The 26,780-nt window shown below is 67.7% G+C and carries 23 protein-coding genes and 1 pseudogene; 7 read left to right on the plus strand and 17 right to left on the minus strand.

Annotation, left to right across the window (positions count from 1 at the left end):
• Positions 1 to 64 precede the first annotated feature (64 nt).
• Genes ACFXKA_RS35410 through cysD form a run of 5 tightly spaced genes read right to left on the minus strand, consistent with a single transcriptional unit; the run spans position 65 to position 5,974 of the window.
• Positions 65 to 1,198, minus strand: a complete 1,134-nt coding sequence (locus ACFXKA_RS35410; protein WP_379430656.1) for a sulfotransferase family protein — start codon at positions 1,196 to 1,198, stop codon at positions 65 to 67.
• 18 nt (positions 1,199 to 1,216) lie between these two features.
• Positions 1,217 to 2,014, minus strand: a complete 798-nt coding sequence (locus tag ACFXKA_RS35415; protein ID WP_379430657.1) for an SDR family oxidoreductase — start codon at positions 2,012 to 2,014, stop codon at positions 1,217 to 1,219.
• A complete protein-coding gene (locus tag ACFXKA_RS35420) occupies positions 2,011 to 3,207 on the minus strand; it encodes a hypothetical protein (protein ID WP_379430658.1) in 1,197 nt (398 codons plus the stop codon). The genes ACFXKA_RS35415 and ACFXKA_RS35420 overlap by 4 nt, the downstream gene beginning before the upstream one ends.
• Positions 3,207 to 5,069, minus strand: coding sequence for an adenylyl-sulfate kinase (gene cysC, locus ACFXKA_RS35425; protein WP_379430659.1), 1,863 nt, complete (start codon positions 5,067 to 5,069; stop codon positions 3,207 to 3,209). Before cysC ends, ACFXKA_RS35420 begins: the two co-directional genes overlap by 1 nt.
• Positions 5,069 to 5,974, minus strand: coding sequence for a sulfate adenylyltransferase subunit CysD (gene cysD / locus ACFXKA_RS35430; protein ID WP_354851579.1), 906 nt, complete (start codon positions 5,972 to 5,974; stop codon positions 5,069 to 5,071). The genes cysC and cysD overlap by 1 nt, the downstream gene beginning before the upstream one ends.
• Before the next feature lie 381 nt (positions 5,975 to 6,355).
• Between cysD and ACFXKA_RS35435 the strand changes: the two genes are divergently transcribed.
• Positions 6,356 to 7,174, plus strand: a complete 819-nt coding sequence (locus tag ACFXKA_RS35435) for a helix-turn-helix domain-containing protein (protein WP_379430660.1) — start codon at positions 6,356 to 6,358, stop codon at positions 7,172 to 7,174.
• A gap of 150 nt (positions 7,175 to 7,324) precedes the next feature.
• On the opposite strand, the gene ACFXKA_RS35440 is transcribed toward ACFXKA_RS35435, so the two are convergent.
• Together ACFXKA_RS35440 and ACFXKA_RS35445 are read right to left on the minus strand one after the other, a co-directional pair.
• The gene (locus tag ACFXKA_RS35440; protein WP_379430661.1) at positions 7,325 to 8,497 is read right to left on the minus strand and encodes an FAD-dependent monooxygenase; all 1,173 of its coding nucleotides are present in this window, start codon (positions 8,495 to 8,497) and stop codon (positions 7,325 to 7,327) included.
• A 112-nt stretch (positions 8,498 to 8,609) separates the two neighbouring features.
• Positions 8,610 to 9,437 carry a helix-turn-helix domain-containing protein gene (locus ACFXKA_RS35445; RefSeq protein ID WP_354847833.1) on the minus strand — a complete coding sequence of 276 codons (828 nt, stop codon included), beginning with the start codon at positions 9,435 to 9,437 and terminating at the stop codon, positions 8,610 to 8,612.
• An 84-nt stretch (positions 9,438 to 9,521) separates the two neighbouring features.
• Here ACFXKA_RS35445 and ACFXKA_RS35450 point away from each other — a divergent pair, with 84 nt between their 5' ends.
• Positions 9,522 to 10,271 (plus strand): SDR family oxidoreductase, encoded by a 750-nt coding sequence (locus tag ACFXKA_RS35450; RefSeq protein ID WP_379430662.1) that lies wholly within the window; start codon positions 9,522 to 9,524, stop codon positions 10,269 to 10,271.
• Between the two features lie 3 nt (positions 10,272 to 10,274).
• Here the strand turns inward: ACFXKA_RS35450 and ACFXKA_RS35455 are convergent, their stop codons facing one another.
• A complete protein-coding gene (locus ACFXKA_RS35455) occupies positions 10,275 to 10,652 on the minus strand; it encodes a hypothetical protein (RefSeq protein WP_379430663.1) in 378 nt (125 codons plus the stop codon).
• Positions 10,653 to 10,853: 201 nt separating this feature from the next.
• On the opposite strand from ACFXKA_RS35455, the gene ACFXKA_RS35460 reads away from it, so the two are divergent.
• Positions 10,854 to 11,273, plus strand: a complete 420-nt coding sequence (locus tag ACFXKA_RS35460) for an SRPBCC family protein (protein ID WP_354847826.1) — start codon at positions 10,854 to 10,856, stop codon at positions 11,271 to 11,273.
• Here the strand turns inward: ACFXKA_RS35460 and ACFXKA_RS35465 are convergent.
• The 3 genes from ACFXKA_RS35465 to ACFXKA_RS35475 form a co-directional block, all read right to left on the minus strand.
• Entirely contained in the window at positions 11,270 to 11,806 is a 537-nt protein-coding gene (locus tag ACFXKA_RS35465) for an NUDIX domain-containing protein (RefSeq protein WP_379430664.1), read from the minus strand. The two genes, ACFXKA_RS35460 and ACFXKA_RS35465, sit on opposite strands and share 4 nt — an antisense overlap.
• Before the next feature lie 29 nt (positions 11,807 to 11,835).
• Positions 11,836 to 12,390 carry an NADAR family protein gene (locus ACFXKA_RS35470; RefSeq protein ID WP_379430665.1) on the minus strand — a complete coding sequence of 185 codons (555 nt, stop codon included), beginning with the start codon at positions 12,388 to 12,390 and terminating at the stop codon, positions 11,836 to 11,838.
• A 114-nt stretch (positions 12,391 to 12,504) separates the two neighbouring features.
• Positions 12,505 to 13,707, minus strand: coding sequence for a hypothetical protein (locus tag ACFXKA_RS35475; RefSeq protein WP_379430666.1), 1,203 nt, complete (start codon positions 13,705 to 13,707; stop codon positions 12,505 to 12,507).
• A gap of 167 nt (positions 13,708 to 13,874) precedes the next feature.
• Between ACFXKA_RS35475 and ACFXKA_RS35480 the strand changes: the two genes are divergently transcribed.
• Entirely contained in the window at positions 13,875 to 15,134 is a 1,260-nt protein-coding gene (locus ACFXKA_RS35480) for an FAD-dependent oxidoreductase (protein WP_379430667.1), read from the plus strand.
• A gap of 122 nt (positions 15,135 to 15,256) precedes the next feature.
• On the plus strand, positions 15,257 to 16,078 hold the full coding sequence (locus tag ACFXKA_RS35485; RefSeq protein ID WP_379430668.1) for an SDR family NAD(P)-dependent oxidoreductase: 822 nt from the start codon (positions 15,257 to 15,259) through the stop codon (positions 16,076 to 16,078).
• Positions 16,079 to 16,211: 133 nt separating this feature from the next.
• On the opposite strand, the gene ACFXKA_RS35490 is transcribed toward ACFXKA_RS35485, so the two are convergent.
• Together ACFXKA_RS35490 and ACFXKA_RS35495 are read right to left on the minus strand one after the other, a co-directional pair.
• On the minus strand, positions 16,212 to 16,628 hold the full coding sequence (locus ACFXKA_RS35490) for a cytochrome c oxidase subunit 4 (RefSeq protein ID WP_354847810.1): 417 nt from the start codon (positions 16,626 to 16,628) through the stop codon (positions 16,212 to 16,214).
• Positions 16,629 to 16,640: 12 nt separating this feature from the next.
• Complete coding sequence (locus ACFXKA_RS35495; RefSeq protein WP_379430669.1) at positions 16,641 to 17,771, minus strand: cytochrome c oxidase subunit II; 1,131 nt, start codon at positions 17,769 to 17,771, stop codon at positions 16,641 to 16,643.
• A gap of 446 nt (positions 17,772 to 18,217) precedes the next feature.
• Between ACFXKA_RS35495 and asnB the strand changes: the two genes are divergently transcribed.
• On the plus strand, positions 18,218 to 20,185 hold the full coding sequence (asnB, locus tag ACFXKA_RS35500) for an asparagine synthase (glutamine-hydrolyzing) (RefSeq protein ID WP_379430670.1): 1,968 nt from the start codon (positions 18,218 to 18,220) through the stop codon (positions 20,183 to 20,185).
• Between the two features lie 87 nt (positions 20,186 to 20,272).
• Here the strand turns inward: asnB and ACFXKA_RS35505 are convergent, their stop codons facing one another.
• On the minus strand, positions 20,273 to 21,607 hold the full coding sequence (locus ACFXKA_RS35505; protein ID WP_379430671.1) for an ATP-binding protein: 1,335 nt from the start codon (positions 21,605 to 21,607) through the stop codon (positions 20,273 to 20,275).
• Between the two features lie 632 nt (positions 21,608 to 22,239).
• Between ACFXKA_RS35505 and ACFXKA_RS35510 the strand changes: the two genes are divergently transcribed.
• Positions 22,240 to 23,661 (plus strand): DUF1254 domain-containing protein, encoded by a 1,422-nt coding sequence (locus tag ACFXKA_RS35510; RefSeq protein ID WP_379430672.1) that lies wholly within the window; start codon positions 22,240 to 22,242, stop codon positions 23,659 to 23,661.
• A 28-nt stretch (positions 23,662 to 23,689) separates the two neighbouring features.
• Here the strand turns inward: ACFXKA_RS35510 and ACFXKA_RS35515 are convergent, their stop codons facing one another.
• The 3 genes and pseudogenes from ACFXKA_RS35515 to ACFXKA_RS35525 all read right to left on the minus strand — a co-directional run bounded on the left by ACFXKA_RS35515 (position 23,690) and on the right by ACFXKA_RS35525 (position 26,636).
• Positions 23,690 to 24,352 (minus strand): methionine ABC transporter permease, encoded by a 663-nt coding sequence (locus ACFXKA_RS35515; RefSeq protein WP_364616575.1) that lies wholly within the window; start codon positions 24,350 to 24,352, stop codon positions 23,690 to 23,692.
• A gap of 338 nt (positions 24,353 to 24,690) precedes the next feature.
• Positions 24,691 to 25,764: pseudogene (locus ACFXKA_RS35520) on the minus strand (methionine ABC transporter ATP-binding protein); the annotation flags it as partial.
• Positions 25,761 to 26,636, minus strand: a complete 876-nt coding sequence (locus ACFXKA_RS35525) for a MetQ/NlpA family ABC transporter substrate-binding protein (RefSeq protein WP_379430673.1) — start codon at positions 26,634 to 26,636, stop codon at positions 25,761 to 25,763. The pseudogene ACFXKA_RS35520 and the gene ACFXKA_RS35525, both read right to left, overlap by 4 nt.
• Positions 26,637 to 26,780: the final 144 nt, after the last annotated feature.

Here is a 26,780-nt window from a genome sequence, read left to right on the forward strand (position 1 = left end):
ATGGTGATCCGACACGAGTTGACGGCCGGACACGAAAATGCGTCCGGCCGTCGGGTATTCGTGGTCAGAGCTCGAATTCGGCTCGGACCTGGTCTTCGGTGAGGCCGTAGTCGGCCAGCGAGTACTTGTGGACCGGTTTGCGATCGCCGGACTTGCTCTCCTCATCGAGGGTGGTCATGGCGGTGCGGGCCGAGTCCGTGTAGTCCAGGCCGAACTTCGAGTAGATCTTCTCGACCGCGGCGAAGGGGTCGGCGCGGAGTTCGTCGAATTCGATGTCGAGGAACTGGTCCGGGTTGTAACGGGCTCGCGCGGTATTGAATTCGCGCAGGCCACGGGACCACAGTTCGAGCTGCGATGCACCGATCTTCTCGCCGACGAAGGTGGTGGACCAGCCCGCGGTGGCCTGCTCGGACAGGCTGCACGAGGAGCCGACGATGGTGACCGGGTCGCGGTGGGTCTGGATGATCAGCGCGTCCGGATACACCTTCATGAGCGCGTCGAGGGCGAACAGGTGGCTGGGGTTCTTCAGCACCCAGCGCCGGTTGTCGCCCAGGCCGATGAGCTGCAGGTTCGCCTTGTGCCGCGCATAGGCGTCCGTCCAGTCCTGCTTGCGCAGCCACTGCGAGTAGCTCGGCAGGTAGGCCAGCGACTCGTAGGAGATGGATTTCACCGTCTGGCGCAGCAGCTGCCAGCACTCCTCGACCTCGGCGGCGGTCATGTAGTGCACGCCCATGAATTCCGGGTTCTCGATCCGGTGCTGGGCGAACCCCTTGTCGACCGCCTGGTAGACCGGATTGTCGGCCCAGGTCTCGCGCGGCGGCCGCGGCTGCGGGAAGTCGGCGAGCCACATCTCCAGGGCCTGGTGCTGCGGGTCGGCGGCGAGCAGCCGGTGCAGGGCCGTGGTGCCGGTGCGGGGCAGACCGGTCACGAAAATCGGCCTGGTGATCTGGGTTTCGGTGTAGGCCGGGTTGGCCTGCCAGGAGGCTTCGCTCAGGGCACGCGCGACGAGCGCGCCGCGCAGGAAGTACCGGCTCATCTTGGAGCCGAGCTCGGTGAGCCCGGCGTCACGCTGGTAGGACTCCAGCAGGACGCCGAGCGCCTCCAGGTAGTCGTCGGACCCGAAGTCGGTGAGGCCGCTGACTTTCGACGCCGAGTGGTGCAGATCCTCGACGGTGCCGACGTTGGTACGTCCGCTCATAGTGGTGAAACTCCTTGCTCAGACGTGGTATTCGCCGCAGTTGACGTCGATGGTCTGCCCGGTGATGGCATTGGCCCACGGCGACATGAGGAAGACGATGGTCTGGGCGATCTCGTCGGGCAGCGGCAGCCGCTTCAGGTCGGACTTGGACGCGGTCTGCTGGTAGACCTGTTCCTCGGTGATGCCGTACTTCTTGGCGATCTCGCTGAAGTACCACTTCAGCTGGTCGGTCCAGATGTAGCCCGGCAGCACGCTGTTGACGCGAATCCCCTTCTCGCCCAGCTCGGTCGCCAGGGTCTGCGACATGGCCAGCAGGGCCGCCTTGGCGACCTTGTAGCTGCCGTAGCGGGGTTCGGAGTGCCGCAGCACCATGGAGTTGACCATGACGACCGAGCCCTTGGTCGCGGCCAGCCCGTCGGTGAACGCCTGCGTCATGCGGAGATTGCCGAGCACCGTCAGGTCCACGCTCTCGCGGATCTGTTCGAAGTCGGTGCGCGCCAGCGGCTTCATCGACGGCACCTTGAACGCGTTGTTCACCAGCGCGTCGACCCGGCCGAAGGTCTCGAGGGTCTGCTTCGCCAGGTTCTGGACCGTGGCCTCATCGGTGATGTCGGTGGGCACGCAGAGCGTTTCCGCGCCGCCCTCGGCCGCGATCTCGCCGGCGACCTCCTTCAGCCGCGACTCGGTGCGCGCCGCCAGCACGACCTTGGCCCCGGCCGCCGCGGCCTCCAGTGCGATGGAGCGGCCCAGACCGGGCCCGATGCCGCTGACGACCACGACCTTGTCGGCCAGCAGTCCCGTCTTCAGGCGGGTCATCCCAGCATCCTTTCCGCGAAGGCGCGCTGGCGAGCGGCGATCCGCTCGCGCCATCCGGCCTCGTCGATCCGATTGTGTTCGTAGTGCGGCAGCCGCTCGGCCACCTTGTCGAACGGAACGAGCTCGATGGTCGGCCCGTCCTCCGGCGTGATCGCGCGATCCACGCGCTGCCAGCGGAACTGGAGAATGCCGAGCTTGCGGCCGGTGGTCTCGATCCAGTTGGCGATGCCCGGGTTCCGGGCGGAGACCACCATGCGGATCATCCCGTCCGGATCCACCTGCGCCTGCTGATGATTCAGCGAGGTCTGGTGGTTGGCGTAGTCGAGCGAGACGTACCAGCGGCTGCCCAGCTGGAAACCCTGATACGGCGCATCGGATTTCGGCACGGTGATGATCAGCGCCTGATCGTCCTCCAGCTCGAAATGCCCGACGGAGGAGTACTGCGTGCTCAATCCGCCCGGCGTGAGCCGAGGTTCGGTGAGCGTATTGACCGGCAGGTTCAGGTAGAACCACTTCGGGAAGTTGAACCAGGTGTGCACCCGGGTCAACAGCATGCGCCCCGCCGCGCGGTACCGCTTGCGCAGCTGATCCACCCCGGCCTCGGCCGGAGCGGTCCCGATGGTGTCCACCCGCTCGATGCGAATGCTGCCCTTGCGCTCGGCATTCCAGTCGCCGTACACCTCGCGCACGGCCAGCATGGACGCACCCTCGCCGAACACGAAGTAGTTCGGCTCCGGATTCTCCTTGGGCGGGCCGAAGCGCAGCTGATAGCTGCCGTCCTCGTCGATCTGCAGCCGCCGGTCGTCGAACGCGTCGTCACCGTTCGGGACGTCGGTGGCGGTGTAATCGCCCTTGAGCACCTGGAAACTCAGGTCGACGGTGCTACCGCGCACGCCGGTGAGCAGGTATTCCGCATTCGGCTCGATATTGGCGCTGTAGTACAGCGTGTCCGGGTTGTCCAGGCCCATCTTGGTGTAGGGCCCGGTGGCCGTCACGAGGTACGGGTGCGAGGTGCCGTGCGCCCGCGACAGCTGCAGGACCGCGGCAATGCTGCCCTGCAGGTAGTCGTAGCCCTCCGCGAGGTCGTGCGGGTCACGGATGAAATCGGCGGCGGCGATGAGCTTCTCGGCCTCGGCGACCGCCGCGAGGAACGGCTCCGTGAGAGGCAGCTCGGCCTTGTCTATATCTGTCATCAGCTATCAGCGATTCCTAGGATCTCTCGAATTCGATGGGCGATCTCGGCCGGCGTCCCGGCCGAGGGGGTGATGGTCAGGTCGGCGAACTCCGGCCGCTCGTACGGCGAACTGATGCCGGTGAATTCGCGCAGCTCCCCGGCGCGGGCCCGCTTGTACAGGCCCTTCGAGTCGCGCAGCTCGCACTCCTCGAGCGGGGTGTCCACGAAGATCTCCCGGAACGACAGATTCCTGGAGTCGTGCAGCTTGCGCGCCTCGCGCCGTTCGGCACGGAACGGGCTGATGAGCGAGACGATGGCGACCACGCCGGCATCCGCGAACAGCGCCGCCACCTCGGCGACGCGGCGAATGTTCTCCCGCCGGTCCTCGTCGGTGAAGCCCAGATTCTTGTTCAGCCCGTGCCGCAGGTTGTCGCCGTCGAGCAGGTAGGCGGGCTGCCCGGATTCGATGAGCTGCCGCTCCAATTCGACTGCGATGGTGGACTTCCCGGAGCCCGACAATCCGGTCAGCCACACGGTCGCGCCGGTGCTGAGCCGCTGCCCGCGCTCCACGGCGGAGCTGTGCCACACCACATTCGAGGCCTTCTGCCCGACCCGCGGTGCGCCCGTGGAGCGTCCGGTGATCATGCCCGCGGCCACCGTCTGATCGGTGGCCTCGTCGATGAGGATGAAGCTGCCGGTGGCGCGGTTCTCTCGGTACGGGTCGAACAGCAGCGACTGCCGGCTCTTGATCGTCACGCGCCCGATGTCGTTGAGCCCCAGCCGATCCGCGTCGGTCTGCCGGTGCAGGGTGTTCACGTCCAGCCGGTAGTCCAGCTCGCTCACCTCGACCTTGGAGGTCTGGGTGGCGGTGCGGATGGCGTAGGAGTTGCCGGCCCGCAGTTCGGTGTCGTCGGAGAACCAGCACACCATGGCATCGAGCTCACGATCGGTGTGCGGCTGGTTGCCGGGCCGGGCGAGCATATCGCCACGGCCGATATCGAGTTCATCGTCCAGGGTCAGCGACACCGCCATACCGGTGAAGGCCTCGTCGACCTTCCCGCCGCCCGGCCCCCAGATCTGGTTGACCCGGCTGGTCCGCCCCGACGGCAGCACCACGACCTCGTCGCCCGGCTTGAAGATGCCGCCCGCGACGGTGCCCGCGTAGCTGCGCTGGTTCTCCCCGTGCGGCCGGATGACGTACTGCACCGGCAGCCGGTTGTCGATGAGGTTGCGGTCGGAGGCCACGTGCACCTCTTCCAGGTGCCGCAGCAGCGGCGGGCCCGGGTACCAGTCGGCGGTGCGCGCGGACGGATCCACCACATTGTCGCCGTGCAGCGCCGACACCGGGATGAAGCTCAGATCACCGACATCCAGCTTGGTGGCGAAATCCGCGAATTCCGACCGGATCTCCTCGAACCGCTGCTCGGACCAGTCGACCAGGTCCATCTTGTTCACGCACAGCACCAGGTGCCCGACCCCCAGCAGCGAGGACAGGAAGGCGTGGCGGCGGGTCTGCTCGGAGACGCCCTTGCGCGCGTCGACGAGGATGAGCGCCAGGTCGGCGGTGGACGCGCCGGTCACCATGTTCCGGGTGTACTGCACGTGCCCCGGGGTGTCGGCGATGATGAATTTCCTTCGCGGCGTGGCGAAGTAGCGGTACGCGACATCGATGGTGATGCCCTGCTCGCGTTCGGCGCGCAGGCCGTCGGTCACCAGCGACAGGTCCGGCCCGTCGGCACCGCGCGACAGGCTCGCGCGCTCGATGGCATCCAGCTGATCGCTGAACAGGCTCTTGGAGTCGAACAGCAACCGCCCGATGAGGGTCGATTTACCGTCGTCCACGCTGCCCGCGGTGGCCAGTCGTAACAGGTTGCGGCGCATCAGAAATAGCCCTCTCGCTTGCGATCTTCCATGCCGGACTCCGAGATGCGGTCGTCGGCGCGGGTGGCGCCGCGCTCGGTCAGCCGGGTGGCGGCGGTTTCGGCGATCACCTCGGCGGGGTCGGCCGCGGTGGATTCCACGCAACCGGTGCAGTCGGCATCGCCGAGGGTCCGGAAGCGCACGGTGGCCTCGAAGCGCTTCTCCTCCGGGCCGAACTCCAGGAATCGATTGTCCGCCAGCAGCATTCCGTCGCGGGCCACCACGGTGCGCCGGTGCGCGTAGTACAGCGAGGGCAGCTCCACCTCGGCCTGGTCGATGTACTCCCAGATGTCGAGCTCGGTCCAGTTCGACAGCGGGAACACCCGGATGTGCTCACCCTTGCGGTGCCGGCCGTTGTAGAGGTTCCACACCTCGGGGCGCTGGGCCCGCGGTTCCCACGCGCCGTACTCGTCGCGGAAGCTGAACACCCGCTCCTTGGCGCGCGCCTTCTCCTCGTCGCGGCGCGCCCCGCCGAATACCGCGTCGAAGCGGTGCTCGCGAATGGTGCGCAGCAGGGTGGTGGTCTGCAGCCGGTTGCGGGTCTCACCGGGCCGTTCGGTGACCCGGCCCGCGTCGATATCGTCCTGCACGCTGCCGACCAGCAGCTGCGCTCCCAGCCGCGCCACGGTGCGATCCCGGAAGTCGATGACCTCGTCGAAATTGCGCCCGGTATCGATGTGCAGCAACGGGAACGGCAGCGGCGCGGGCCAGAACGCCCGCCGCGCCAGCTCCAGCATGACCGCCGAGTCCTTACCACCGGAGAACAGCAGCACCGGCCGCTCGAAGGTGGCCGCCACCTCCCGGATGATGTGCACCGATTCCGCCTCCAAGGCGTTCAGGTGCGACAGCTCATATCCCGTGCGCATCTCTCGTCCCATTCGCCGCGTCATCCGATCCGTCCGGTCATTCGACCTTGCAGTGTCGAATATTCGACGCTATTGTTCGATAATGTGACACCGACGATAGGTCGGCACCCGGGCGACGGTCAATACCCGCGCCCGAATTGCCGCGCATCGCAGTAGGCGCCGCCGCACATCGGAGTAGCTCGGGCACACCGGATCCGGGCCACTCCGGTGCGGATGACCGATACCCCGGTCGATACGATCGGGCGCGAACCTCCCGCAGCGCCGGGACCGACATCAGCAGGGATCGAGTTGCCTGAATCCACCACCGCCCCTGTGGCTTCCGAACCGGGAACGGCGGCCGGAGCAGGTTCCGCGCCGGCCTCACCGCCGACCCACCGGGTCGTGCAGGCGATCGAGCTGCTGTCGCGGCATTCCGGCGAGCGCCTCTCGCTGGCCCGCATCGTGCGCGCCACCGACATGTCCCGGGCCACCGCGCACGCCGTGCTCACCCAGCTCACCGCCGACGGCTGGACCGTGCGCGACAGCGAGGGGAACTACAGCCTCGGCCTCGGACTACTGGCCGTGGCGCGGCGGGCCGACACCGCTTTTCCGCTGCGCCGCCTGGCCGTGGAGCCCATGCACGCGCTGGCCGCCGCGCACGGCGTCCCGATCTTCCTGGCCGAGCGAGAGCAGGAGGCCATCGTCATCACCGAGGTGCTCGGCACCCCGTCGGTCCCGTGGATCCGCCCCGCCCGCCGCATGCCGTTCGCGCCGCCGGTCTGCCGCGAATTCATCGCCTGGGCGCCAGAATCAGAGCGGGAGACCTGGCTGCAGGCCGCCGACCCGCGCCACCGCCCCCGCCTCACCGCGGTCCTCGACGCCATCGCCGCCCGCGGCTACTCCGTCGAACGCCTCGCCGACGAGTCCGCCCCCATGCTGGAAGCCCTGGGGGCACTTCGCCATTCCCCCGTCACCGATCCGCTGCGGCACCGTCTCAGCGCCATGATCGCCGACCTCATCACCATCGACTATCTCCCCGACGAACTCGGCGACCACAACGCGGTCGTCTCGGTGGCCGCCCCGATCTTCGCCTCCGACGGCTCGGTCATCGCGTCGATCGTCTCCTGCCCCGACACCAATCTCCCCGCCGCCCGCCTGCACGAGCTGGCCACCGCCACCATTGCCGCGGCCGATACCGTCACCACGTCACTGCGCGGCTGAGACGTTATCCACGTCCTGGGACGGCCAACGATCACCGCGACGGCCACTGATCGACGCGACGGTCACTGATCGACGCGGCGTAATCGTCGAATCCCACCCGGCAGGCGGCCCGCACCCGAGGGCGCGGGCCGCCGAATCATGCTGCGGCAGTCAGCGATTGGCCAGTTCCGAGAGCTGGTAGGCCATCTTGCGGCGGAACGCCGGGATGCGGGCGGCGGTGCTGATGACGAGGTTGCGGACCAGCCGCGCGGGCAGCGGACGCAGGGTGGCCATGCGGGTCATGCGATCGGTGAAGCCGACCACGCCCAGCGCCACCGGGCGACGGGTCTGCTCGTACTCGTCGAGGTTGGACTCGGGTGCGCCCGCGACCACCGCGGCGAGCAGGCGACCGAGCATGGCGGCGTCCTGGATGCCGGTGTTCATGCCCTGGCCGCCCGCCGGGCTGTGCACGTGCGCGGCGTCCCCGGCGAGCAGGATGCGCCCGGCGCGGTAGTGGTCGGCGACCCGGTGGTGCACGCGGAAGCGCGAGCTCCAGACGATCTCCTCGATCTTCGCGTGCGCGCCGGGCCGGCGGGCGTCGACCAGCGCCTGCACATAGGCCAGATCCTGGTGTTCGGGAGCGTCGGCCACGGTGGCGACGATGCGGAAGCGGTCGGGCTGCGGGTCGGGCAGCGGCGCGACGACCGTGACCCCCTCGGGCGACAGGTGCAGGGAGACCTCGTCGCGCGGGTCCGGCCAGGTCATGCGCACATCGGCGAGAACGAAGGACTCGGGGTAGGTGGCGCCGGTGAAGCCGATCCCGGCGGCCTCGCGGACCGGGCTGTGCATGCCGTCCGCACCGATGACCCAGTCCGCGCGAACGGAATTCGGGGCGCCGTCGGCGTCGGTGAAGGAGACGGTGACACCGTCGGCGTCCTGGACGACGCCGGTGACCTCGGTGTGCCGGTGCACCTGCCCGCCCGCCTTCTCGAGGCGCGCCAGCAGGATCGCCTCGGTCGATTCCTGACCGATCATCACGGTGTAGGGGTAGGCGGTGGGCAGTCCCTCGAACGAGATGCGGGCCAGCGCGTGGTCGCCGTCGCGCATCACGAAGTGCGGCACCACGATTCCGCGTTCGAGCAGGGTCTCGGTGACGCCGAACTGCTCGAGCACCTCCAGGGTGCGGGCGTGCACGACGACCGCGCGGGAGGTGTTGGCGCCCTCGGCCAGCTTGTCGAGCAGCACCACGTTCACACCCGCGTCGGCGAGCGCGATGCCCGCGGTCAGCCCGGCGGGACCGGCACCCACGATGACGACCGAGGCGGTGGCGGGGACGGTGTTCATGACGACTCCTGAGGCTCTGCCAACATTTGTTGGCCAACGTCTGTTGATTTAGACGGTACGACCCGGTCGAAGTGATGTCAACAGTTGTTGGCCAACGAATGTTGGCAAACCTTCAGCGGTCGGTGGCGGCGGCCAGCGACTGGAACACGGCAGCGGTCCGCGTGTGCGGCGTCGCGCAGTAGACGATGACCCGCTGATCGGTGTCGGAGATGTGCAGCACCTGGCAGTGGAAGTCCAGCGGCCCGAGCTCCGGGTGACGGATGCGCTTGCGGTGGATTCGGCGCACCTCCACATCGTGGGCGGCCCACATGTCCGCGAACCGCTTCGACGTGCCCAGCAGTTCGGTGACCAGCGCGGCCAGCGCCGGATGCCCCGGATAGCGGGCATTGGCCGCGCGCAGATCGGCGATGAGGGCGCGGGCGAAGTCGCGGGTTTCGGCGTCGGCCCACTGCGGATGGTCGGCGGCCTCCCGGAACATCCAGCGGATCATATTGCGCTCGTGCTCGGGCACGGTGTCGAGATCGCCGACGAAGGGCGTGGCCGCCCGGTTCCAGGCGAGCACCTCGTAGGTCGCGTCCACCACATACGCCGGCGCCGCCAGGTTGTCGAGGATGGACCGGACCGCCTGCGGCACAGTCTTGTGCGGCCCGGCCGTGACCGGCGGCGACTCCCCGGCCATCCGGAACAGATACTCGCGCTCGTCCACGGTCAGCATGAGCGCGCGGGCCAGTGCCGCCAGCACCTGCCGCGACGGCTTCGCGCCACGGGCCTGCTCGATGCGGATGTAGTAATCGACCGAGATCCCCGCCAACTGCGCCACCTCCTGACGGCGCAATCCCAGGGCGCGGCGGTTGAGCCCATTGGGCAGGCCGACATCGCTGGGTGTCAGCCGATTACGCCGAGCCTTCAGAAAGGCCGCGAGTTCGCTTCTGTCAGCCATGGCTCCAGTGTGGGCCGCCGTCTCGATTTTGGGTGGTATTGGTTGGGCCTCCCGCCGCAACCCGCCCGGCGTGATGCTCGTCCCATGACCATCACCGCATTCATCACCGGCGCCACCAAGGGCATCGGCTACGAGACCGCACGGCAGCTGGCCGCACACGGCATGACCGTCCTGCTCGGCGCGCGGAATCCCGAACTCGGGCAGGCCGCGGCCGCCAAGCTGCGGGCCGACGGCGCGGACGCCCACTTCATCCGGATCGACGTCGCCGACGAGCAGTCCATCGCCGCGGCGGCCGCCAAGATCGAAGCGGACTTCGGACGGCTCGACATTCTCGTCAACAATGCCGCCATCAGCGGCGGCCTCGACGGTGACGGCAAGCCGTCGTCGGGCACCCTCGCCACTCTGCGGCACGTGTACGAGACCAATGTCTTCGGACTGGTCGCCGTCACCAATGCCCTGCTGCCGCTGCTGCGGCGCGCCGAGGCGGCCCGGATCGTCAACGTGTCCAGCGAGGTCGGCTCACTGGCCGGCCGCACCGATCCGAACAGCCCCATGTCGCAAATGGTTTCGGCCATCCCGTACACCTCGTCCAAGACCGCCGTGAACATGGTGACGGTCCTGTACTCGCTCGAACTGAAGGACACCCCCATCAAGGTGAACGCCGCCAACCCCGGCTACACCGCGACAGATCTCAACGCCAACAGCGGTTTCCGCACCGCCGAACAGGGCGCCGAGCCCAGCGTCCACCTCGCGACGCTGCCCGCCGACGGCCCGACCGGCACGTTCTGGGGTCACATCTGGGGACGGGAGGAGTACGGCCGTATCGAATGGTGAGGACTACCAGCTGCCGTTCGGCTGGGGGTCACCGCGGTGCCACATGTCGGGGCCGTCGCGGCGGCAGCGCTGCTGCCACCACTCGTGCTGCTGGATGCAGTGGTGGACGAACCACCAGTCACCCTGGTCGCGCGGTCCGTTCTGATCGCCGAATCCGCCTTGGCCGCCGCCGAATCCGCCTTGGCCGCCGCCGGAGCCGTCCTGATCGCCGTTCCCGTCCTGATCCTGATCGCCATCGTGGTGGCGGGCCGCGGTGACACCCGCCGCGGGCACAGCGTGGGCGCTCACCAGAGGTGCTGCGTGAGCGGTGGCCAGGCCGGTCGCCAGGGGAGCCGTGAGCAGGGTGACCACTATCAGTGCCGGTCGGAGTTTTCCGCGCATATCGATCACTCTTCGTATCGTTGTGTGCACCAATACGATCCACGATCAATCCCCCGGCCCTTCGATGCGTGGACCGCGACGCCGATTAAACGCCATGCCCGGCACGGCGCAAAGGGGGATCGCGGTTCACCTTCAGCCGATCTTCGGGTTTCGACTGTGATAAACCGTCTATCCGACTGAACTTCGATCGAGGACGAGATCATGTGGGAGTACGAACACAGCGCCGAGACCACCGTGCCCCGGGAAGCGCTGTGGCGCAGCTGGTCCGACCCGAGCCGCTGGCCCGAGTGGAATCCCGGCATCGAAACCTTCGAGCTGGACGGGCCTTTCGCGCCCGGCACCACCTTCCGCATGACCTCGCCGGACGGTGACACCGTGGAGCTGCGCTTCGTGGAGATCGTCGACGGCGAACTCTGGAGCGACGTCTTCCTGGGCGAGGGTTTCGAGGTGCTGACCCAGCACCGCCTCGACGCCCTGCCCTCCGGCGCCACCCGCGTCGTCTACCGCACCGAGATCACCGGCCCCGCCGCCGCCACCCTCGGCCCCGAGATCGGCCCCCAGATCACCGCCGATTTCCCCGAGGTCGTCGCGGGCCTCATCGAGCACGCCGACCGGGGCTAGCTCAGCCCGCCGCGCCTTTCGTGCAGCAACAGCAGGGAATACGCGGCCACACTCTGGGCATCCACGATCGCGCCCGCCAGGATCATGGCCTCCACCTCGTCCCGGGTGAACCAGGCGGACTCCATGTCCATCTCGGAGGGCTCCCGCTCGTGCGGCCCCGCCGTCAGCTCGGTGGCCAGCACCACGGTCCCGTAGTGCGTGCTGGTGCCCGGGGCGGGCGCCACCTTCCCCAGCGCCGTCAGCCGGCCCGCCCGCAACCCCGTCTCCTCCCGCAACTCCTGCCGAGCCACCGCGATCGGATCGCTCTCCCCCGCCACCGCCCCGCCCGGGAACTCCCAGCACCTGCGCCCCAGCGGATACCGATACTGCTCGACCAGGTGGAATCGCTCGCCATCCCACGGAATCACGATCGCGAAGTCCGCCTTCCGGATGTAGGCGTACACCGACTCCTCCCCGTCGGCCTGCCGAACCACGTCCTCCCGCAGCGTGATCCACCGATTCGCGTACACCTCACGACTTCGCAGCGTGTCCATCCCCCGATCCTCCCCCACCGCGGAGCCGGTCAGGACTGCCGGGCCGGGGCCAGGGCGTCCCGGGCGTCCATGAGGGCGAAGCCCAGCAGGTTCTCGCCGCGCCAGCGCGCCGGGTCGGCGGCGGAGGGGTTGTCGGCGCCCAGGCCGATGCCCCAGATGGTGTCGCGGGGAGCGGCTTCGACGAGCACCTTGCCGGCGGTGGCGAGCAGGAAGTCGCGGAGCTGGTCGTGCTGGCCGAATTTGGCGATGCTGGCGCGCAGCACGATGTCGAAGCGGTGGGCTTCCCAGGCGTCCTGGTCGAAGCCGGAGATGGCGCGCCCCATCCGCTTGGCGTCGGCGGGGGTGTCGCTGGACAGGATGCGGGTGCGCATGTCCTCGTCGCCGAACAGGCGCGCCTTCTCGGCCATCATGAAATGTTCTGCGCTGCTGTAGTTCTGGCCGTCGACGCTGAATTCGACCGGCCACCACTGGCTGAGCACCCACTTGCCGACCTCGTGGCCGGGGGTGCGGGTGTGCCCCCAGAAGAAGAGGAACTCCGGTCTCGCCCCGTCGGCCATGTCCGCTGTCAGCTGCGCCCTGTCCACGCCGCGACCCTAGCCGACAGAGCTGACAGAATCGTGGCGATATCGCGCCACACCGCCGACGCGCCGCCGCGTCCATTCGGTTGTCGGGCACCGAGTTGCCGGTAGGGCACGGAGTCAGCTGGCGAGTGCACGCAGGCGGGTCATGATCTCGGCGGGCGGATGGTCGTGCACGCGATAGCGCGGCGGGTCGTACTCGGCGGCGAGTTCCAGTGCCACCAGCCCGGACACGTCCTCCCAGGCGACGCGGAAGACATCGCCGTCGCCGGTGACGAAGCAGATGAAATCGGCGGCGGGCAGCAGATTCGTGACCCCGTCGGTCCACGAGGTCATGGTGTACTCGCTCCCGTCGGGCGCCCGCACGTGCAGCAGTTCCATGATCGCGCCCTCGCGCTCCGCCTCGGCGCGCAACCGCTCGGTCTGCGCGTGATACGCCCCCACCGCGAGCTGCGCGTGCGCGCGGCGGATGAGCCCATGGGCCGGATGGTCCGCGTCCACCTCGAAGGGGACCACGTCGCCGTTGTCGTCGACGGTGTACGGGACCGCGGACAGCGGTCGCAGCGCCCCCTCGAGCCGCTCCGCCGCCAGCGCCAGCAATTGCGGCAGAGCCGTGGGCGTCGCGCCCAGCACGACCAGCATGCCCAGGTGCCCGGGTAGGAAAAGCAGTGGGCGCGTGTCGGTTCGGGCCCGCACGCCCTCGAGCCAACCGGCCACCAGCGGCAGCGAACCGACATAGCTCTCGCCGTCGTCGTCGACGAAGTCCATCACCCGCATCCCCTGCGGCGGTTCGAGGGCCTCCAGCGTGTTCATGGCCAGCTCGGTCAGATTGGCGTGCGCGACGGCGTAGACCTGCTCCGCGTCCACGCCCCAGCTCGACAGTTCCTGCTTCGTCACGAATTGCACGGTGCTGGGCAGATCGATGACCACCATCTCGGTCAGGAACGGCAGCGCCGGACGCGAGAGCACCAGGTCCCGCCCCTCCAGTTCGCCGACCCGTATCGCCCCGGACCCGTACCCGGCCCGCCGCAGCACCGGTCGCAGCCTGGGCGCCGCCTGCTCCCAGCCCTGCGGCGCCTCCGGCGGCAGGATGAGGTTGTCGACGGCCTGGAACAGACCGGCGGTGATCTTCCCGTCGAACCGGCGGTACAGCGTGCCCAGGTTCATCTTGGCGACGTACCCGTTCTTCAGCCGGTAGCCGATCTCGAACGCCTCGGTGTCGAAGTGCGCGGTCTCCACGGCCTCGTAGCCGAGCACCTGTTCCAAGACCTTCTTGCCGAACCGATTTCGTGGCGAACCGAACATCCCGCCCAGGAAACTCATGGCCCGGACTCTACGCGCGAGGGGCGACAAACGCTCCCCGCAAACCCGCAGGGAACCTGTGTCCCACAACCTAAAACGCGCTGTTCACGGCGTGTCCGCGCAGTGCTCACTAGGACGCCCGTCCAAGGACGAGCACAATACGCGTGACTGTGGTTAGCTGTAGCGCCATGAGCACGCCCGTCTCCACCCACCCCGACGAATTTCTGCCCCGCGATACCGCGGATGTGGTTCGGACCGTTCGGGATTCACGCCGTTCGACGAAACCGCTGATCATCCGGGGCGGGGAACGGCCGGAGGACGAGCTCACGCTGCCCGATCAGGGCAGCGTGCTGAGCCTGCGGAAGATGAACCGGGTCCAGGTGGTGGACGCCGACGCCCGGACGGTGCGGGTGCAGGCGGGGGCACGCCTCTACGACATCGACCGGACGCTGGGCGCGCACGGGCTCGGGCTGCCCGTGGTCGGCGACCACCGGGACATCACGGCGGGCGGATTCGCGGCGGTGGGCGGGCTGTCGGCGGCGTCGCATCGCTTCGGCATGTTCAGCGACAATGTGGCCGAGCTCGAATACGTCGATCAGGACGGGCGTTTCGGCACCTGCGGGCGCACCCATCACGCGGAGCGGTTCCGCCGGATCCTGGGCGGCGGCGGGCGCACCGGGATCATCACCGCGCTGACGCTCGAGGTCACCGGTGTGGACAAGGACCGCACCTGGCTCACCACCGACGCGCACCGGTTCCTGGACTTCGACACCTGGGTGGAGCACTCCTATCGCGAGATCCAGTCGCCGGGTGACGCCATGCTGCAGGTGGGCCGCTGGGTGGACACCGCGCCCCTGAAAGTTGCCCGGCCGGTCGGTACCGGCACCGTGCAGCTGGGCACCGTGCGCTTCGGCCAGTGGTCGAGTCTGCACCCCACCACCCCCAACCTCTCGCTGCGCGCCCGCCGCGAGGTCGGCGCGCGCGCCCGAAAGTCGCTGGGCGCCATCGCCGCATCCGCGGGCGGCCGTGCCGGTATGCCGGTCCGCAATGCCGCCGCCGGCGCGCTCATGTTCGCTCCGAAGGTGCTGACCCTGCGCGACGCCGAGTACCTGGCCGACACCGTCATCAGCTCCTCCGAGCGGGGACCGGCTTACCGCGTCTCGGTTTTCGCGCCCCTGTCCTCCTACGCCCGGGTCTTCCACGGCCTGCACGACCTGTTCGCCGGGCACCGCGAGCGCACCGGCTGCTTCACCGTCATCTCCGCCATGACCTATGGCGTGCGGTCTCGCTACCTGCGCGAACTCGACAACGAGGACCACGGGTTCATCACCTTCACCTGCCGGTTGCGGCCGGCGGCGCTGCCCTCGGAACTGTTGCGGGACATCGTGTCCGCAATCGACGAGATCTGTCTCGCCGAACGCGCCCGGCGTTATGACCCGACCGAATAGAATGTGTTCCGCCGCACTGCCAGCTATCGGTTAGCAGCCTGGCGGGGCGGCGGTATCGGCACTGTCGGCGGGGTGTCGGTGCATGGTTCATGCTCAATCCTCTGATGAAGGTTGCCTGTCCCATGATCGAATTCCGTGCTGCCCGCCGTCCCCGCACCGCCGGATCCCTTGCGGGGGAACGCCCCTTCGAGGGCAAACGAATCGTCGTCACCGACGCCTGCTCCGAGATCGGCCGGGAGACCGCGCGACTACTGGGCTTTCACGGTGCCGAGGTAATCCTGGTGGCGCGCAACGGCTCTCAGCTGGTCGAGGAGTGCGCCACCATCATCGAGGCCGGGGGCCGCGCCCACTGGTTCCGGTGCGACATCGCCGCCCTCGGCGATGTGGATCAGCTGGTCGAGTGGCTGCTCACCGAGTTCGACACCGTCGACGTCCTGGTCAACAACACCGGCCGCCCCACCCGCCGCCCGGTGCTGCAATCCCTGGACCGCTTCCGCGACTACCAGCGCATGATGGCCGCCTACTACTTCGGCCCCCTGCGCCTGACCCTCGGCCTGCTGCCGGCCATGCTGGCGGGCGGCTCCGGCCACGTGGTGAATGTCGGACCCTGGAGCGCCGACACCGGCGCCGCCCCCAATTTCGCCTCCTACGCCAGCGCGCAGGCCGCCTGGACCACCTTCGGCCAATGCGCCGACGCCGAACTCTCCCCCCGCGGCATCCACGTCACCACGGTCCGGTACCCCGCCTTCACACTCGACTCCGGCTCCCCCGCCTACCGCCCCGAGAACCCCACCCTGGACCCCGCCGAGGCCGCCCGCTGGATCGAAACCGCCATCCGCACCCGCCCGCCGCAAATCATCCAGCCCCGCTTCCCCCGAGCCCTCCTGGGCCTGACCTCCATGTCCCCGCGGACCACCCGTCTCAAGCACGCCCTGGGTATCTGAGCTCGACCGGCGGTCTCCCGGACTCGCACCCCCGCGAGCCCGAAACCCGTTCTCCCCCGGTCACATTCCCGGCCCATGCACGAACAGCGAAGCGCCCCACCCGGATTCCGAGTGGGGCGCTTCGTGACCTACGTCAGTGCTTTTCCGGGCCGAGGTGGTACTCGAACACCAGGCCGCCGGCGGCGACCAGGATGCAGATCACGCCGAGGCCGATCAGCCAGAACTGGAAGAACGCGAAGCCGAGGGCGGCGATGGAGCCCGCACCGGCCAGCAGGATGGGCCAGAACGAGCCGGGCGAGAAGAAGCCCAGGTCGCCGGCGCCGTCGACGATCTCCGCCTCTTCGTAGTCCTCGGGACGCAGGTCCAGACGACGGGCGACGAAGCGGAAGTAGGTGGCCACGATCAGGGCCAGCCCCGCCGACAGCACGATGGCGGTGGTACCCGCCCACTCGACGCCGGTGCGCGAGCGGCCGGTGAAGTAGCCGTACACGACGGCCACGATCACGAAGAAGACCGTGATCAGTTCGAAGATGCGAGCTTCGACCTTCATGTCAGTTCATCCTCACTTGGCGTCGGCGAGTTCGTTACCGCGCGCCTTGCGGTCGGTGTTGAACGGCTTGGTGGAGGTCGCCACCGGCGACTGACCGATGCTGGCCAGCGCCTCGGCGTTGGTCTTGTGGTCCTTGGTCCGCGCGTCCATGTACTTCTGGAAGTCCGCCGGGGACACCACGCGAATCTCGAAGTTCATCATCGAGTGGAAGGTGCCGCACATCTCGGCGCACCGGCCGACGAACGCGCCTTCCTTCTCGATCTTGGTGATCTGGAAGACGTTGTCCGAGTTGTTCTGCTTCGGGTTCGGCATCACGTCGCGCTTGAACAGGAACTCCGGCACCCAGAACGAGTGGATGACGTCCGCGGCGGCCAGCTGGAACTCGATGTTCTTACCGGACGGCAGGACCAGCACCGGAACCTCGTTGGAGGTGCCGACGGTCTCGACCTTGTCGTAGTGCAGGTACGAGATGTCGTTCGCGGGCAGGCCGTTGTTCGGGCCCGGCTGCGGGTGGCCATCCTTGGTCGCTTCCTTGTAGCGCTCCTGGATGTCCGTGTTCATGTCCTGGCGCTCGTGGTCGACGCCGTCGAAGGTGTACCGAGCGGGCTGGCCGTCGATCTGCATGTCGACCTTCTGGTAACCGAACTTCCAGTTCCACTGGAAGGCGGTCACGTCGACGGTGACATCCGGATTGCCGACCTTCTCGTGGACGTAGTTCTGCACCACCACGGTGAAGTAGAACAGCACGGCGATGATCACGAACGGGATCGCCGTGTAGCTCAGCTCCAGCGGCACGTTGTAACCGGTCTGCCGCGGGAACTCCGGGGAGTTCGGCTTCTTGCGGTGGAACGCGATGGTCCAGAAGGTCAGGCCCCACACCAGCACGCCCATCGCGAGGGCGGCGAGCACGGACCAGGTCCACAGCTCGCGCATCCGGGTGGCCTGCGGCGTGATGCCCGAAGGCCAGCCGAATCGAAGCCAAACGTTGTCGATCGAGCAGCCGGAGACGAGCATCGCGGTCATCCCCAAGGACACCGCCAGCCCGGCCCGCCGAAGGATGCGGCCCCGCCGACCCTGGGCGGGTCGTGCCCCTATCGCCTCGCTCGCCTTGTGCGCCACGCTCAACGCCTTCCTGGTCGTCATTCCGACACCGCGTCGCCCGGACTCCCTTCCGCCGGGCGACACATTTTCAGCACAGTTCTGGACCTCGGGGAGGATACGCGCGAACGCGCAACCGACCCTGAGAGTTTCCCAAGTACTACGCAGCGTAGACCAAAGAACCGCCCCCGTTGTGACGGGGTCCCGTTCGACACGCTCTGTCCAACTCGCCTCCGCTTCGCTCCGGCTGTTCGCAGCCCTGTCACCTCGGTCTTCCCTCCTCCGCTCCTCGGCTTCGCTCCGGCTTCCGCGACAAGCGCGGGGAGGCCGAGCGCAGTCCAGACCGAGGCGGGCTGCGAACATTTCGGTGTTGGATACGGGCTGAGCATGATCCGCCCCGGTACGGCATACTCGGGCAGTAGGTTTCGCGTGCAGCGTGCCCGTACGGGTACGCCCCAATCCCTAGACCCCGGAAAGAGGTTCTCGGCGCAGTGTGTGGTCTGCTCGGATTTCTGACAGCTACAACGGCTACTACTCCGGATGGGCGGACGGTCGAAACCACCGCGGCACAGGTGTACGAGGCCCTGCACTGCCAGCGCCATCGTGGTCCCGACGAGCGCGGCACCTGGAACGACGACCGCATGATCTTCGGCTTCAACCGCCTGTCGATCATCGATATCGAGCACTCGCACCAGCCGCTGCGCTGGGGTCCGCCGGAGAACCCCGAGCGGTACGCCATGACCTTCAACGGCGAGATCTACAACTATCTCGAGCTGCGCGCCGAGCTGAAGGAGGCGCACGAGGCGGAGTTCGGCGATGAGCCGATGTTCCGCACCGAGGGCGACGGCGAGGCCATCATGGCTGCCTTCCACTACTGGGGCGCCAAGGCCCCGAGCCGGCTGCGCGGCATGTTCGCCTTCGCCATCTGGGACACCCAGTTGAACAAGCTGTTCCTGGCGCGCGACCCGTTCGGCATCAAGCCGCTGTTCGTCGCCACCGGCGCCGGCGGCACCGCCTTCTCCAGCGAGAAGAAGAGCCTGCTGGGTCTGCTTCCGGCGCTGGAGCTTTCCGACGACCTGGACCCGCGCGCGCTCGAGCACTACACGGTGCTGCAGTACGTGCCCGAGGCCGAGACCCTGCACAAGGACGTCCGCCGCCTCGAATCCGGTTGCTACGCCTGGGTCGAGCCGGGCGAGACCCCGCGGGTGACCCGCTACTTCAACCCGCAGTTCCGGGTGCAGAAGTTCGCGGCGGGCAGCGAGGCCAAGCGGTACCGGGAGATCGCGGAGGCGCTCGAGGACTCCGTCGCCAAGCACATGCGCGCGGACGTCACCGTCGGCGCGTTCCTGTCCGGCGGCATCGACTCCACCGCCATTGCGGCGCTGGCCATCCGGCACAACCCGAACCTGCTGACCTTCACCTCGGCGTTCGAGCGGCAGGGCTACTCCGAGGCCGACGTGGCGGCCGAGACCGCGGAGGCCATCGGCGCCAAGCACTACATCCGCATGGTCTCCCCCGAGGAGTACGCGGCCGCCATTCCCGAGATCGTCTGGTACCTGGACGAACCCGTGGCCGACCCGGCGCTGGTGCCGCTGTACTTCGTGGCCAAGGAGGCCCGCAAGCACGTCAAGGTGGTGCTGTCGGGCGAGGGCTCCGACGAGCTGTTCGGCGGCTACACCATCTACCGGGAACCGCTGTCGCTCAAGCCCTTCGAGTTCCTGCCCAAGCCGCTGCGCAAGCTGGCGGGCAAGCTGTCGGACCGGATTCCGGAGGGCACCCGCGGCAAGAGCCTGCTGCACCGCGGCTCGCTCACCCTGGAGGAGCGCTACTACGGCAACGCCCGCAGCTTCAACGACGCCCAATTGCGTTCGGTGCTGCGGGAATTCCGCCCCGAGTGGACCCACCAGGACGTGACCGCCCCCATCTACGCGATGCAGGGCTACCACTGGGATCCGGTGGCGCGCATGCAGCACCTGGACCTGTTCACCTGGCTGCGCGGCGACATCCTGGTCAAGGCCGACAAGATGACCATGGCCAACTCCCTGGAACTGCGCGTCCCCTTCCTGGACCCCGAGGTCTTCAAGGTCGCCGAGAAGATCCCGGTCGACCAGAAGATCACCAAGGAAACCACCAAATACGCCCTGCGCCAGGCGCTCACGGACATCGTGCCCCCGCACGTCCTCAACCGCGCCAAGCTCGGCTTCCCGGTCCCCCTGCGCCACTGGCTGCGCGGCCCGGAGCTCTACGACTGGGCCCGCGCCCAGATCACCGAGTCCGGCACCGACCACCTGCTCAACAAGCAGGCCATCCTGTCCATGCTGGAGGCCCACCGCGCCGGCCCGGTCGACCACAGCCGCCGCCTCTGGACCCTGATCGTCTTCATGATCTGGCACGGCATCTTCGTCGAGAACCGCATCAAGCCCGAGATCCAGGAACCGACCTACCCGGTCAACCTGTAGTTGGACTTCGCGTAAGGGCCGCACACCCGGATGGGTGCGCGGCCCTTACGTTTTCGGCGCGACGCCGTTCAGCCGATTCTTTGCTGTTCACTGCCAGGCACGCAGTAGATCCTCGGGCCCCCAGTGAGCCGCAAGCGGCAAGTCGCCGTGCACCCCGGAGCGCGAGACCGCCACCAAAGGGGTGTCGAACTGCGCGCCGGGCACGGCGAGCACACCGCGTGCGAGGGCATCGTAGTCGTGGCGATCGAAGGGTCGATCCTCCAGCCATTTGATCGATCCGATGAAGTGCACTGCACCCGCGACGGGTTCGCGATCAGCACCGATCAAATCGAGCTCGGGATTGTTCTGCCGATTCCACCAGCCGCCCACTGCTTCGGTTTCCGGCCATCGGGCATTGGGCAGCAAGCGCAGCAGTGATTCCCGGATCACCGGTTCTACCGCGCGGCCACGCCACGTCGTCCACGAACGCTCGACCCGGTCCAACGCCAGATCGCCCCGGCCACGCTCGATGAGCGGAATTCCCCGCTCCAGAAAAGCCAGCCAGAAACGCAGATAGGAATCAGCGATTCGATAGCGCTTGTTCTTCGTGTCCGGCTTCGTGGACAGCGGCAGATCCGCGGCCACTATTCGCTTGGCCTGCAAGGTATTCAGCAACGGCGTCAACGTTCCGGCCGGCAGCACACCCGAACTGCCCGCCGCGGAAGCGATGGAACTGAAGGTGCGTTCACCGCTGCCGATCGCCTCCAGCACGGCACGCGAACGCGATGCCTCGGGAAACTCACCCAGCAGCGACAACTCGCCGGCCACCAGCAGCGGCGACAATGGATTCCTCGCTACCTCACGCAGGAAATCCGTGCGGCTCATGCCCGACTGCCAGGACTGAACGATTTCCGGGAATCCACCGGTGATCAACAACGCATCCAGCGCCTCGGCCGCCGGGAGTTCAGTCATGGCCTGTACATCCGCCAGATGCAGTGGCGCAACGGTCATTTTCGCTGCCCGCCCGAAGAATGGGCGGCCGTGCGTTTGCAGCGCTTCCATCACCGCGATGTCGCTGCCAACCAGTACCAGCAGCACCGGCTTGGCCGAGAGGTGCCGATCCCATACCGTCTGCAGCGCTCCCTCGAACTCGGAGTCCCGCTCCACCAACCAGGGCACTTCGTCTAGCACGACAATGCTCGCAGCGTCATCCGGCAATGCGATGGACAGGGTCCGCAACGCCTGGTTCCAATCGCCTGCCGATATCCCCGCGACCAATTCCGCCCCCGGCAGGGGCGACTGCGCCACGGTAGCCGCGAAGTCGCCTCGTTCGGCAGCTGGGTTTCGCCCCCGCGTTGCCTGGAAGACGAGATATGTCAGACCGGAACAATCGCAGAACTCCTGCACCAGGCGTGACTTCCCAACCCGCCGCCGCCCGGTCACGACCACAGCACGTCCTCGAGTCGCCCCAGTCCCACCGGTCACAAGTTCCAGCTGCCGCATTAGCAGATCGAGGTCCGCCGCCCGCCCTCTGAACTCCACCCAAGCCTCCTACTCATAGGAGACTTCATCTTACATAGATTCAATCTAAGTTAGATCTAATCTATGTAACTTGCATCACCTGAATTCCGGCTGGTCGATGCCGGACGACTCGTGGGCCGATAGGCCAGGAAGCTGTACCCGTTCCGACGGATGTCGACGACCAGGTCGGTGTGCATCATCTGGCCCTGGGTCGGATGAGTGTGCGCCTCAACGAATCCCGGCAGCAGCGCACGCCCAGATCGACGATCTCGGTGCCGCCGCCGCTCCGGTCCAGCACCTGCACCCGCCGACGGCGATGATCCGGCCGTCGGTCACGGCGACATGGGTGGGATTCGGGTGGTTCGCGTCGCGGTGACGATCGGTCCACCGGTGCCGATCAGATCGGCCGAGCTCATTTTGCGCGCTCGTTCGCTGCCGCAGCAGTACGGTAACCACTGGTTAGCCACTGTGCTTGCAGCGCTACTGCAATAGGGTGTTCGTATCACCGGAAGTCCTCCTCGCCACCACACCTTCTCGGAAAGGACTCGGTATCAATGGATCTCCCGTCCACTGGCGACGCCCCGCGCGTCAACCGCCGCACGGCCCTCGGACTCGGCGCCGCCGCGCTGGCCACCCTCGGCCTGACCGCCTGCGGCAAGTCGAGCAGCAGCTCGACCGCGACCAGCACCAGCCCGGCCGCCTCCAGCGACCCCAGGGCCGTCGCCGCCGATGCCTACATTTTCGGGTTTCCGCTGGTGCTCATGGACGTCACCCGCGAAACCGGCGGCCCGGCCAATCAATTCGTGCACCAGAACCCGCCCACGCCGGAGGAGAAGCAGGTGGTCCGGCTCAACCTGGACACCCTCTACTCGCAGGCCTGGCTGGACCTGAGCACCGAGCCGATGGTGGTGCAGGTGCCCGCCATCGAGTCCGGCCGATATTGGCTCATGCAGCTCCTGGACGCGTGGACCAACACGGTGCACGATCCGGCCAGCACGAACCCCCGGCTCGACGACGGGGTTCCCAATCCGCCGTACACCTATCTGGTCACCGGGCCGGGCTGGAAGGGCACGGTGCCCGACGGCATGACCCAGCTGGCCATGCCCACCGACACCAGCTGGCTGCTCGGCCGCATCGAGTACAAGGGCGACAACGACATCAAGCACGTGCGGGCTCTGCAGCAGAAGCTGAAGCTGGCCCCGCTGAGCGTCTGGAGCGACGACCCGAGCGCGGTGCACGGCGGCCCGGGCGCCCAGCTCGCGGGCGGCGGCGTCCCGGCCCAGATGGTGATGAAGATGGACGGCCCCACCTTCTTCACCCGCATGTGCGCGGTGATGGCCCGCAACCCGCCCGCGCCCGATGACGCCGACGCCATGAAGCGATTCGCCGCCATCGGCATCACCACCGACGCCACCGCGAGCACCGCGCCCCCGGACATCCTCACCGCGGCTGTCGCCGATGCCCGCAAACAGCTCGCCGCCTACCGGGACCCCAAGGCCCAGCATCAGAACGACTGGACCTTCGATCTCGATATCGGTACGTACGGCACGAACTACATGTTGCGCGCGCAGGTCGCGGCGGTCGGGCTGGGCGCGAATCTGCCCCGGGACGCGGTGTACCCAAGCATCGACACGAAGGCCGAGAGCGGCAACCGATTCCGGGTGACCTTCGCCAAGGATCAGCTACCGCCGGTCGACGCGTTCTGGTCGCTCACGGCCTATGACGAGGAGAGCTACCTGATCCAGAATCCGGCGGGCATCTACTCGGTGGGCCACCTGGTGCCGCTCAAACCCGCCGCCGACGGCACGGTCGAGATCGCCGTGCAGAGCGCCGATCCCGGCGCGGACGTGCCCGACGGGCACTGGCTGCCCATTCCGGAGACCGGCCCGTTCTCCCTCACCCTGCGGCTATACGCGCCGAAAGACGAGGTGCTCAACGGGCAGTGGCAGGTCCCGAAGCTGGAGAAGCTGAGCTGACCGATGTCCCGCCGGGTCGCACGCGTCCTCACCGGCGCAGCACCCGGCGGGCCAGCCAGTTGCCGAGGAACTGAATCCCCTGCACCCCGGCGATAATGATCAGCGTCGCCACCAAGGTGACCTGCCAGTCGAACCGCTGATAGCCGTACACCAGCGCGAAGTCGCCCAGCCCGCCCCCGCCGACCGTCCCGGCCATCGCGGACATATCGACAATGGCGATCACGACGAAGGTGTACCCGAGCACCAAGGGCCCCAACGCTTCCGGGATCAGCAGCGTGAGAATGATCCGCAGCGGCCCCGCCCCCATCGACCGCGCCGCCTCGATCACCCCCGGATCCACGGTCACCAGATTCTGCTCGACAATCCGCGCGATCCCGAACGAAGCCGCCACGATCATCACGAACGCCGCCGCATCCGTCCCGATCGTCGTCCCGATCACCTTCAACGTCACCGGCCCCAACGCGGCCAGCAAGATGATGAACGGAATCGGCCGCACCACATTCACCAGCACGTTCAACACCAGATTGATCGGCGCATTCGCCAGCAACCCGCCCTTCCGCGTCGTATAGAGCGCGGTCCCCAACGCCAGCCCAATGGTGCCGCCGACAACAAAGGTGAGCAGCACCAGGTAGATCGTGGTCCCAACAGCCTCACTCAGCACAGGCCGCAGCCGATCCCAATCCGTATGCACGGCAGCCAGACTGCTCACATCGCCACTCATGCACTCCTCCGATCGCTCTCAGCCTCCACCGTCGCCGCATTGCCGCCGGCCGCCTTCTCCACTGCCGGCGTCTCGACGCTCCTCGCCACCTCGGCAGCCACCCCATGCTCCGACTCCCGAGTGCGGACTTTCCCCGCCGCCGAGATCACACCATCCACCGCGGCCTCCGCGTTCCGCTCCACGGGCGCGGCGAGATCCACTGCCGCCCCGGGGCGAACGGGCGGCCGCGACTCGAAACGCTCGGCCGTAGCCGAATCGGCGCTGTCGGCGGACGCGGTTGCTGTGCCATCCGTGGCTGCCGTCCCGGCGCGTGTGGGGGCCGTTGTCGTGGCGCGGGCGGCGAGGCGCTCGGCCACTTGACGCACGGCGTCCTCGGGGCCGTCCAGGGCGAGGGTCAGACTGCCGAAAGTCTTGTCCTGCAAGGTGCTGACGCCGCCGAAGACGATCTCGAAGCTCACGCCCTGGGCTGCGGCGGCGGTCAGGGCCGGACCGATCCCGTGCTCGTCGTCGACGGCAACGGTCACCAGGCGGCCGGCGCGCCGCTCTCCCAGCCGCTGCAGTTCGTCGGCGGTCGGACGGTTGTGCAGGACCGTCTCCACGAATGATCGGGTGGGTGGGGCGGCGGGTGCGGAGAACACCTCGAACGTGCTGGCCAACTCCACGATTCGGCCCTGTGCCAGCACTGCGACGCGGTCCGCCACCGCGCGGATGACGTCCATTTCGTGGGTGATGACCACGATGGTGACGCCGAGCTCGCGGTTGATCTTCTTCAGCAGTCGCAGCACCTCGCCGGTGGTCTCCGGGTCCAGCGCCGAGGTCGCCTCGTCGGCGAGCAGTAGTGACGGCGAGGTGGCCAGTGCCCGGGCGATGCCGACTCGCTGTTTCTGGCCGCCGGACAACTGGTCCGGGTAGCTGCGCGCTTTGTCCGAAAGCCCCACGAACTCCAGCAGTTCCGACACGCGCGCCTTCCGCCGCGCGCGTGGCCAGCCCGCCACTTTCAACGGGTATTCGATATTGCCGGCGGCGGTGCGCGAGCGGAACAGGTTGAACTGCTGGAACACTATGCCGATATCGCGGCGCAGCTGCCGCACCCGCGATTCCGGGACGCCGGTGACGGGCTCTCCGGAGACGAGCACGGTGCCGTCGGTGGGCTGCTCCAGGGCGTTGATCAGCCGGACCAGCGTGGACTTGCCCGCGCCGGAATAGCCGATCACACCGAAGATCTCGCCCTGCTCGATGCGCAGGTCGATGCCGTCGAGCGCCGTGTGGCGCTGCTTACCGGTCCGGAAAACCTTGGTGACCGACCGGAATTCGACGGCCGCGACGGAGCTCCCGCCGGTCGCGGTCGAATTCTCGCCGGTCGCGGCACCGCCGTCGCTCACTTGGTGTCGCGGATGGTCTGCTGCACCCGCGCCAGGATCTGCTCCAGCTCGGGCCCGCTCTTGGTCACTTCGAGCGCGGTGCCCTTGGAATCCTCCTGCACCGACTGCTGCACCTCGGGGCTGTGGAAGATGTCCACCAGCTTCAGGTAGGTGGCATTGCCCTTGTCCGCGGCCCGGGTCACGAAGGCGTTGATGTACGGCTCGGCGCCGGGATTGCCCGGATCATCCTTGTACAAAGCGGATTTCGGATCGATGCCGGACTTGAGCAGGTAGGTGTTGTTGACGACGGACCCGTCCACCGACTCCAGTGACAGCGCCGTCTGCGCCGCGTCGACCGCGGTCACCTTCACCTTGGACGCACCCTTGTCCACATCGGCGGGCGTCGGCTGGCGAACGGCCCCGTTGATCTTCAGCAGTCCGGCCGCCTGCAGGACGAACAGCGCCCGCGCCTGATTGGTCGGATCGTTCGGAATGGCGATCTCCCCGCCCTGCGGGATCTCGGCCACCGACTTGTGCTTCTTCGAGTACAGCCCCAGCGGCACGATCTGCGTGGCCCCGATCGGCGTCAGATCCTGATTGTTGGCCACGTTGTACTGCCCCAGGAACTGCAGGTGCTGGAACAGATTCACATCGATCTGCTTCTGCGCCAGCGCCGTATTGGGCTGCGAGTAGTCCGAGTAGTGGACGATATTCAGGTTGATGCCCTGTTCCTTGGCCTTGTCCTTGAAGACGTCCCAGTGCGGATCGGACTCGGTGGTGCCGATGCGCACCGTGGTGCCGCCGGAGTCGCCGCTGCTGCCGCAGGCCGTGAGGGTGAGGCTCGCGACGGCTGCTACCAGGACCGGGATCGCCAGTACCCGATGGAATTTCACTCGTGCTCCCGCATGCTCGTACTGCTTCGTGACTGGTGGAAATCGAACCCGGCCATGCAACCGTGCGGGCAATCGCCGGGCAATGATTGCGATCCCGGGGAGCCAAACGCTTCCGGCCGCGACGACCGCTCGCCTACGGTGCCT

It is taken from the genome of Nocardia sp. NPDC059228, from assembly GCF_042754245.1.
Taxonomy (GTDB): domain Bacteria; phylum Actinomycetota; class Actinomycetes; order Mycobacteriales; family Mycobacteriaceae; genus Nocardia.

Excerpts from the sequence above, each read along its gene's own strand:
- ACFXKA_RS35445 (WP_354847833.1), bottom strand. The coding sequence starts at position 9,437 with ATGGCTGACAGAAGCGAACTCGCGGCCTTTCTGAAGGCTCGGCGTAAT.
- cysD (WP_354851579.1), bottom strand. The coding sequence starts at position 5,974 with ATGCGCACGGGATATGAGCTGTCGCACCTGAACGCCTTGGAGGCGGAA.
- ACFXKA_RS35495 (WP_379430669.1), bottom strand. The coding sequence starts at position 17,771 with ATGACGACCAGGAAGGCGTTGAGCGTGGCGCACAAGGCGAGCGAGGCG.
- ACFXKA_RS35480 (WP_379430667.1), top strand. The coding sequence starts at position 13,875 with ATGAGCACGCCCGTCTCCACCCACCCCGACGAATTTCTGCCCCGCGAT.
- ACFXKA_RS35490 (WP_354847810.1), bottom strand. The coding sequence starts at position 16,628 with ATGAAGGTCGAAGCTCGCATCTTCGAACTGATCACGGTCTTCTTCGTG.
- ACFXKA_RS35440 (WP_379430661.1), bottom strand. The coding sequence starts at position 8,497 with ATGAACACCGTCCCCGCCACCGCCTCGGTCGTCATCGTGGGTGCCGGT.
- ACFXKA_RS35450 (WP_379430662.1), top strand. The coding sequence starts at position 9,522 with ATGACCATCACCGCATTCATCACCGGCGCCACCAAGGGCATCGGCTAC.
- ACFXKA_RS35460 (WP_354847826.1), top strand. The coding sequence starts at position 10,854 with ATGTGGGAGTACGAACACAGCGCCGAGACCACCGTGCCCCGGGAAGCG.
- ACFXKA_RS35465 (WP_379430664.1), bottom strand. The coding sequence starts at position 11,806 with ATGGACACGCTGCGAAGTCGTGAGGTGTACGCGAATCGGTGGATCACG.
- cysC (WP_379430659.1), bottom strand. The coding sequence starts at position 5,069 with ATGCGCCGCAACCTGTTACGACTGGCCACCGCGGGCAGCGTGGACGAC.
- ACFXKA_RS35415 (WP_379430657.1), bottom strand. The coding sequence starts at position 2,014 with ATGACCCGCCTGAAGACGGGACTGCTGGCCGACAAGGTCGTGGTCGTC.
- ACFXKA_RS35475 (WP_379430666.1), bottom strand. The coding sequence starts at position 13,707 with ATGAGTTTCCTGGGCGGGATGTTCGGTTCGCCACGAAATCGGTTCGGC.
- ACFXKA_RS35410 (WP_379430656.1), bottom strand. The coding sequence starts at position 1,198 with ATGAGCGGACGTACCAACGTCGGCACCGTCGAGGATCTGCACCACTCG.
- ACFXKA_RS35420 (WP_379430658.1), bottom strand. The coding sequence starts at position 3,207 with ATGACAGATATAGACAAGGCCGAGCTGCCTCTCACGGAGCCGTTCCTC.
- ACFXKA_RS35455 (WP_379430663.1), bottom strand. The coding sequence starts at position 10,652 with ATGCGCGGAAAACTCCGACCGGCACTGATAGTGGTCACCCTGCTCACG.
- ACFXKA_RS35485 (WP_379430668.1), top strand. The coding sequence starts at position 15,257 with ATGATCGAATTCCGTGCTGCCCGCCGTCCCCGCACCGCCGGATCCCTT.
- ACFXKA_RS35510 (WP_379430672.1), top strand. The coding sequence starts at position 22,240 with ATGGATCTCCCGTCCACTGGCGACGCCCCGCGCGTCAACCGCCGCACG.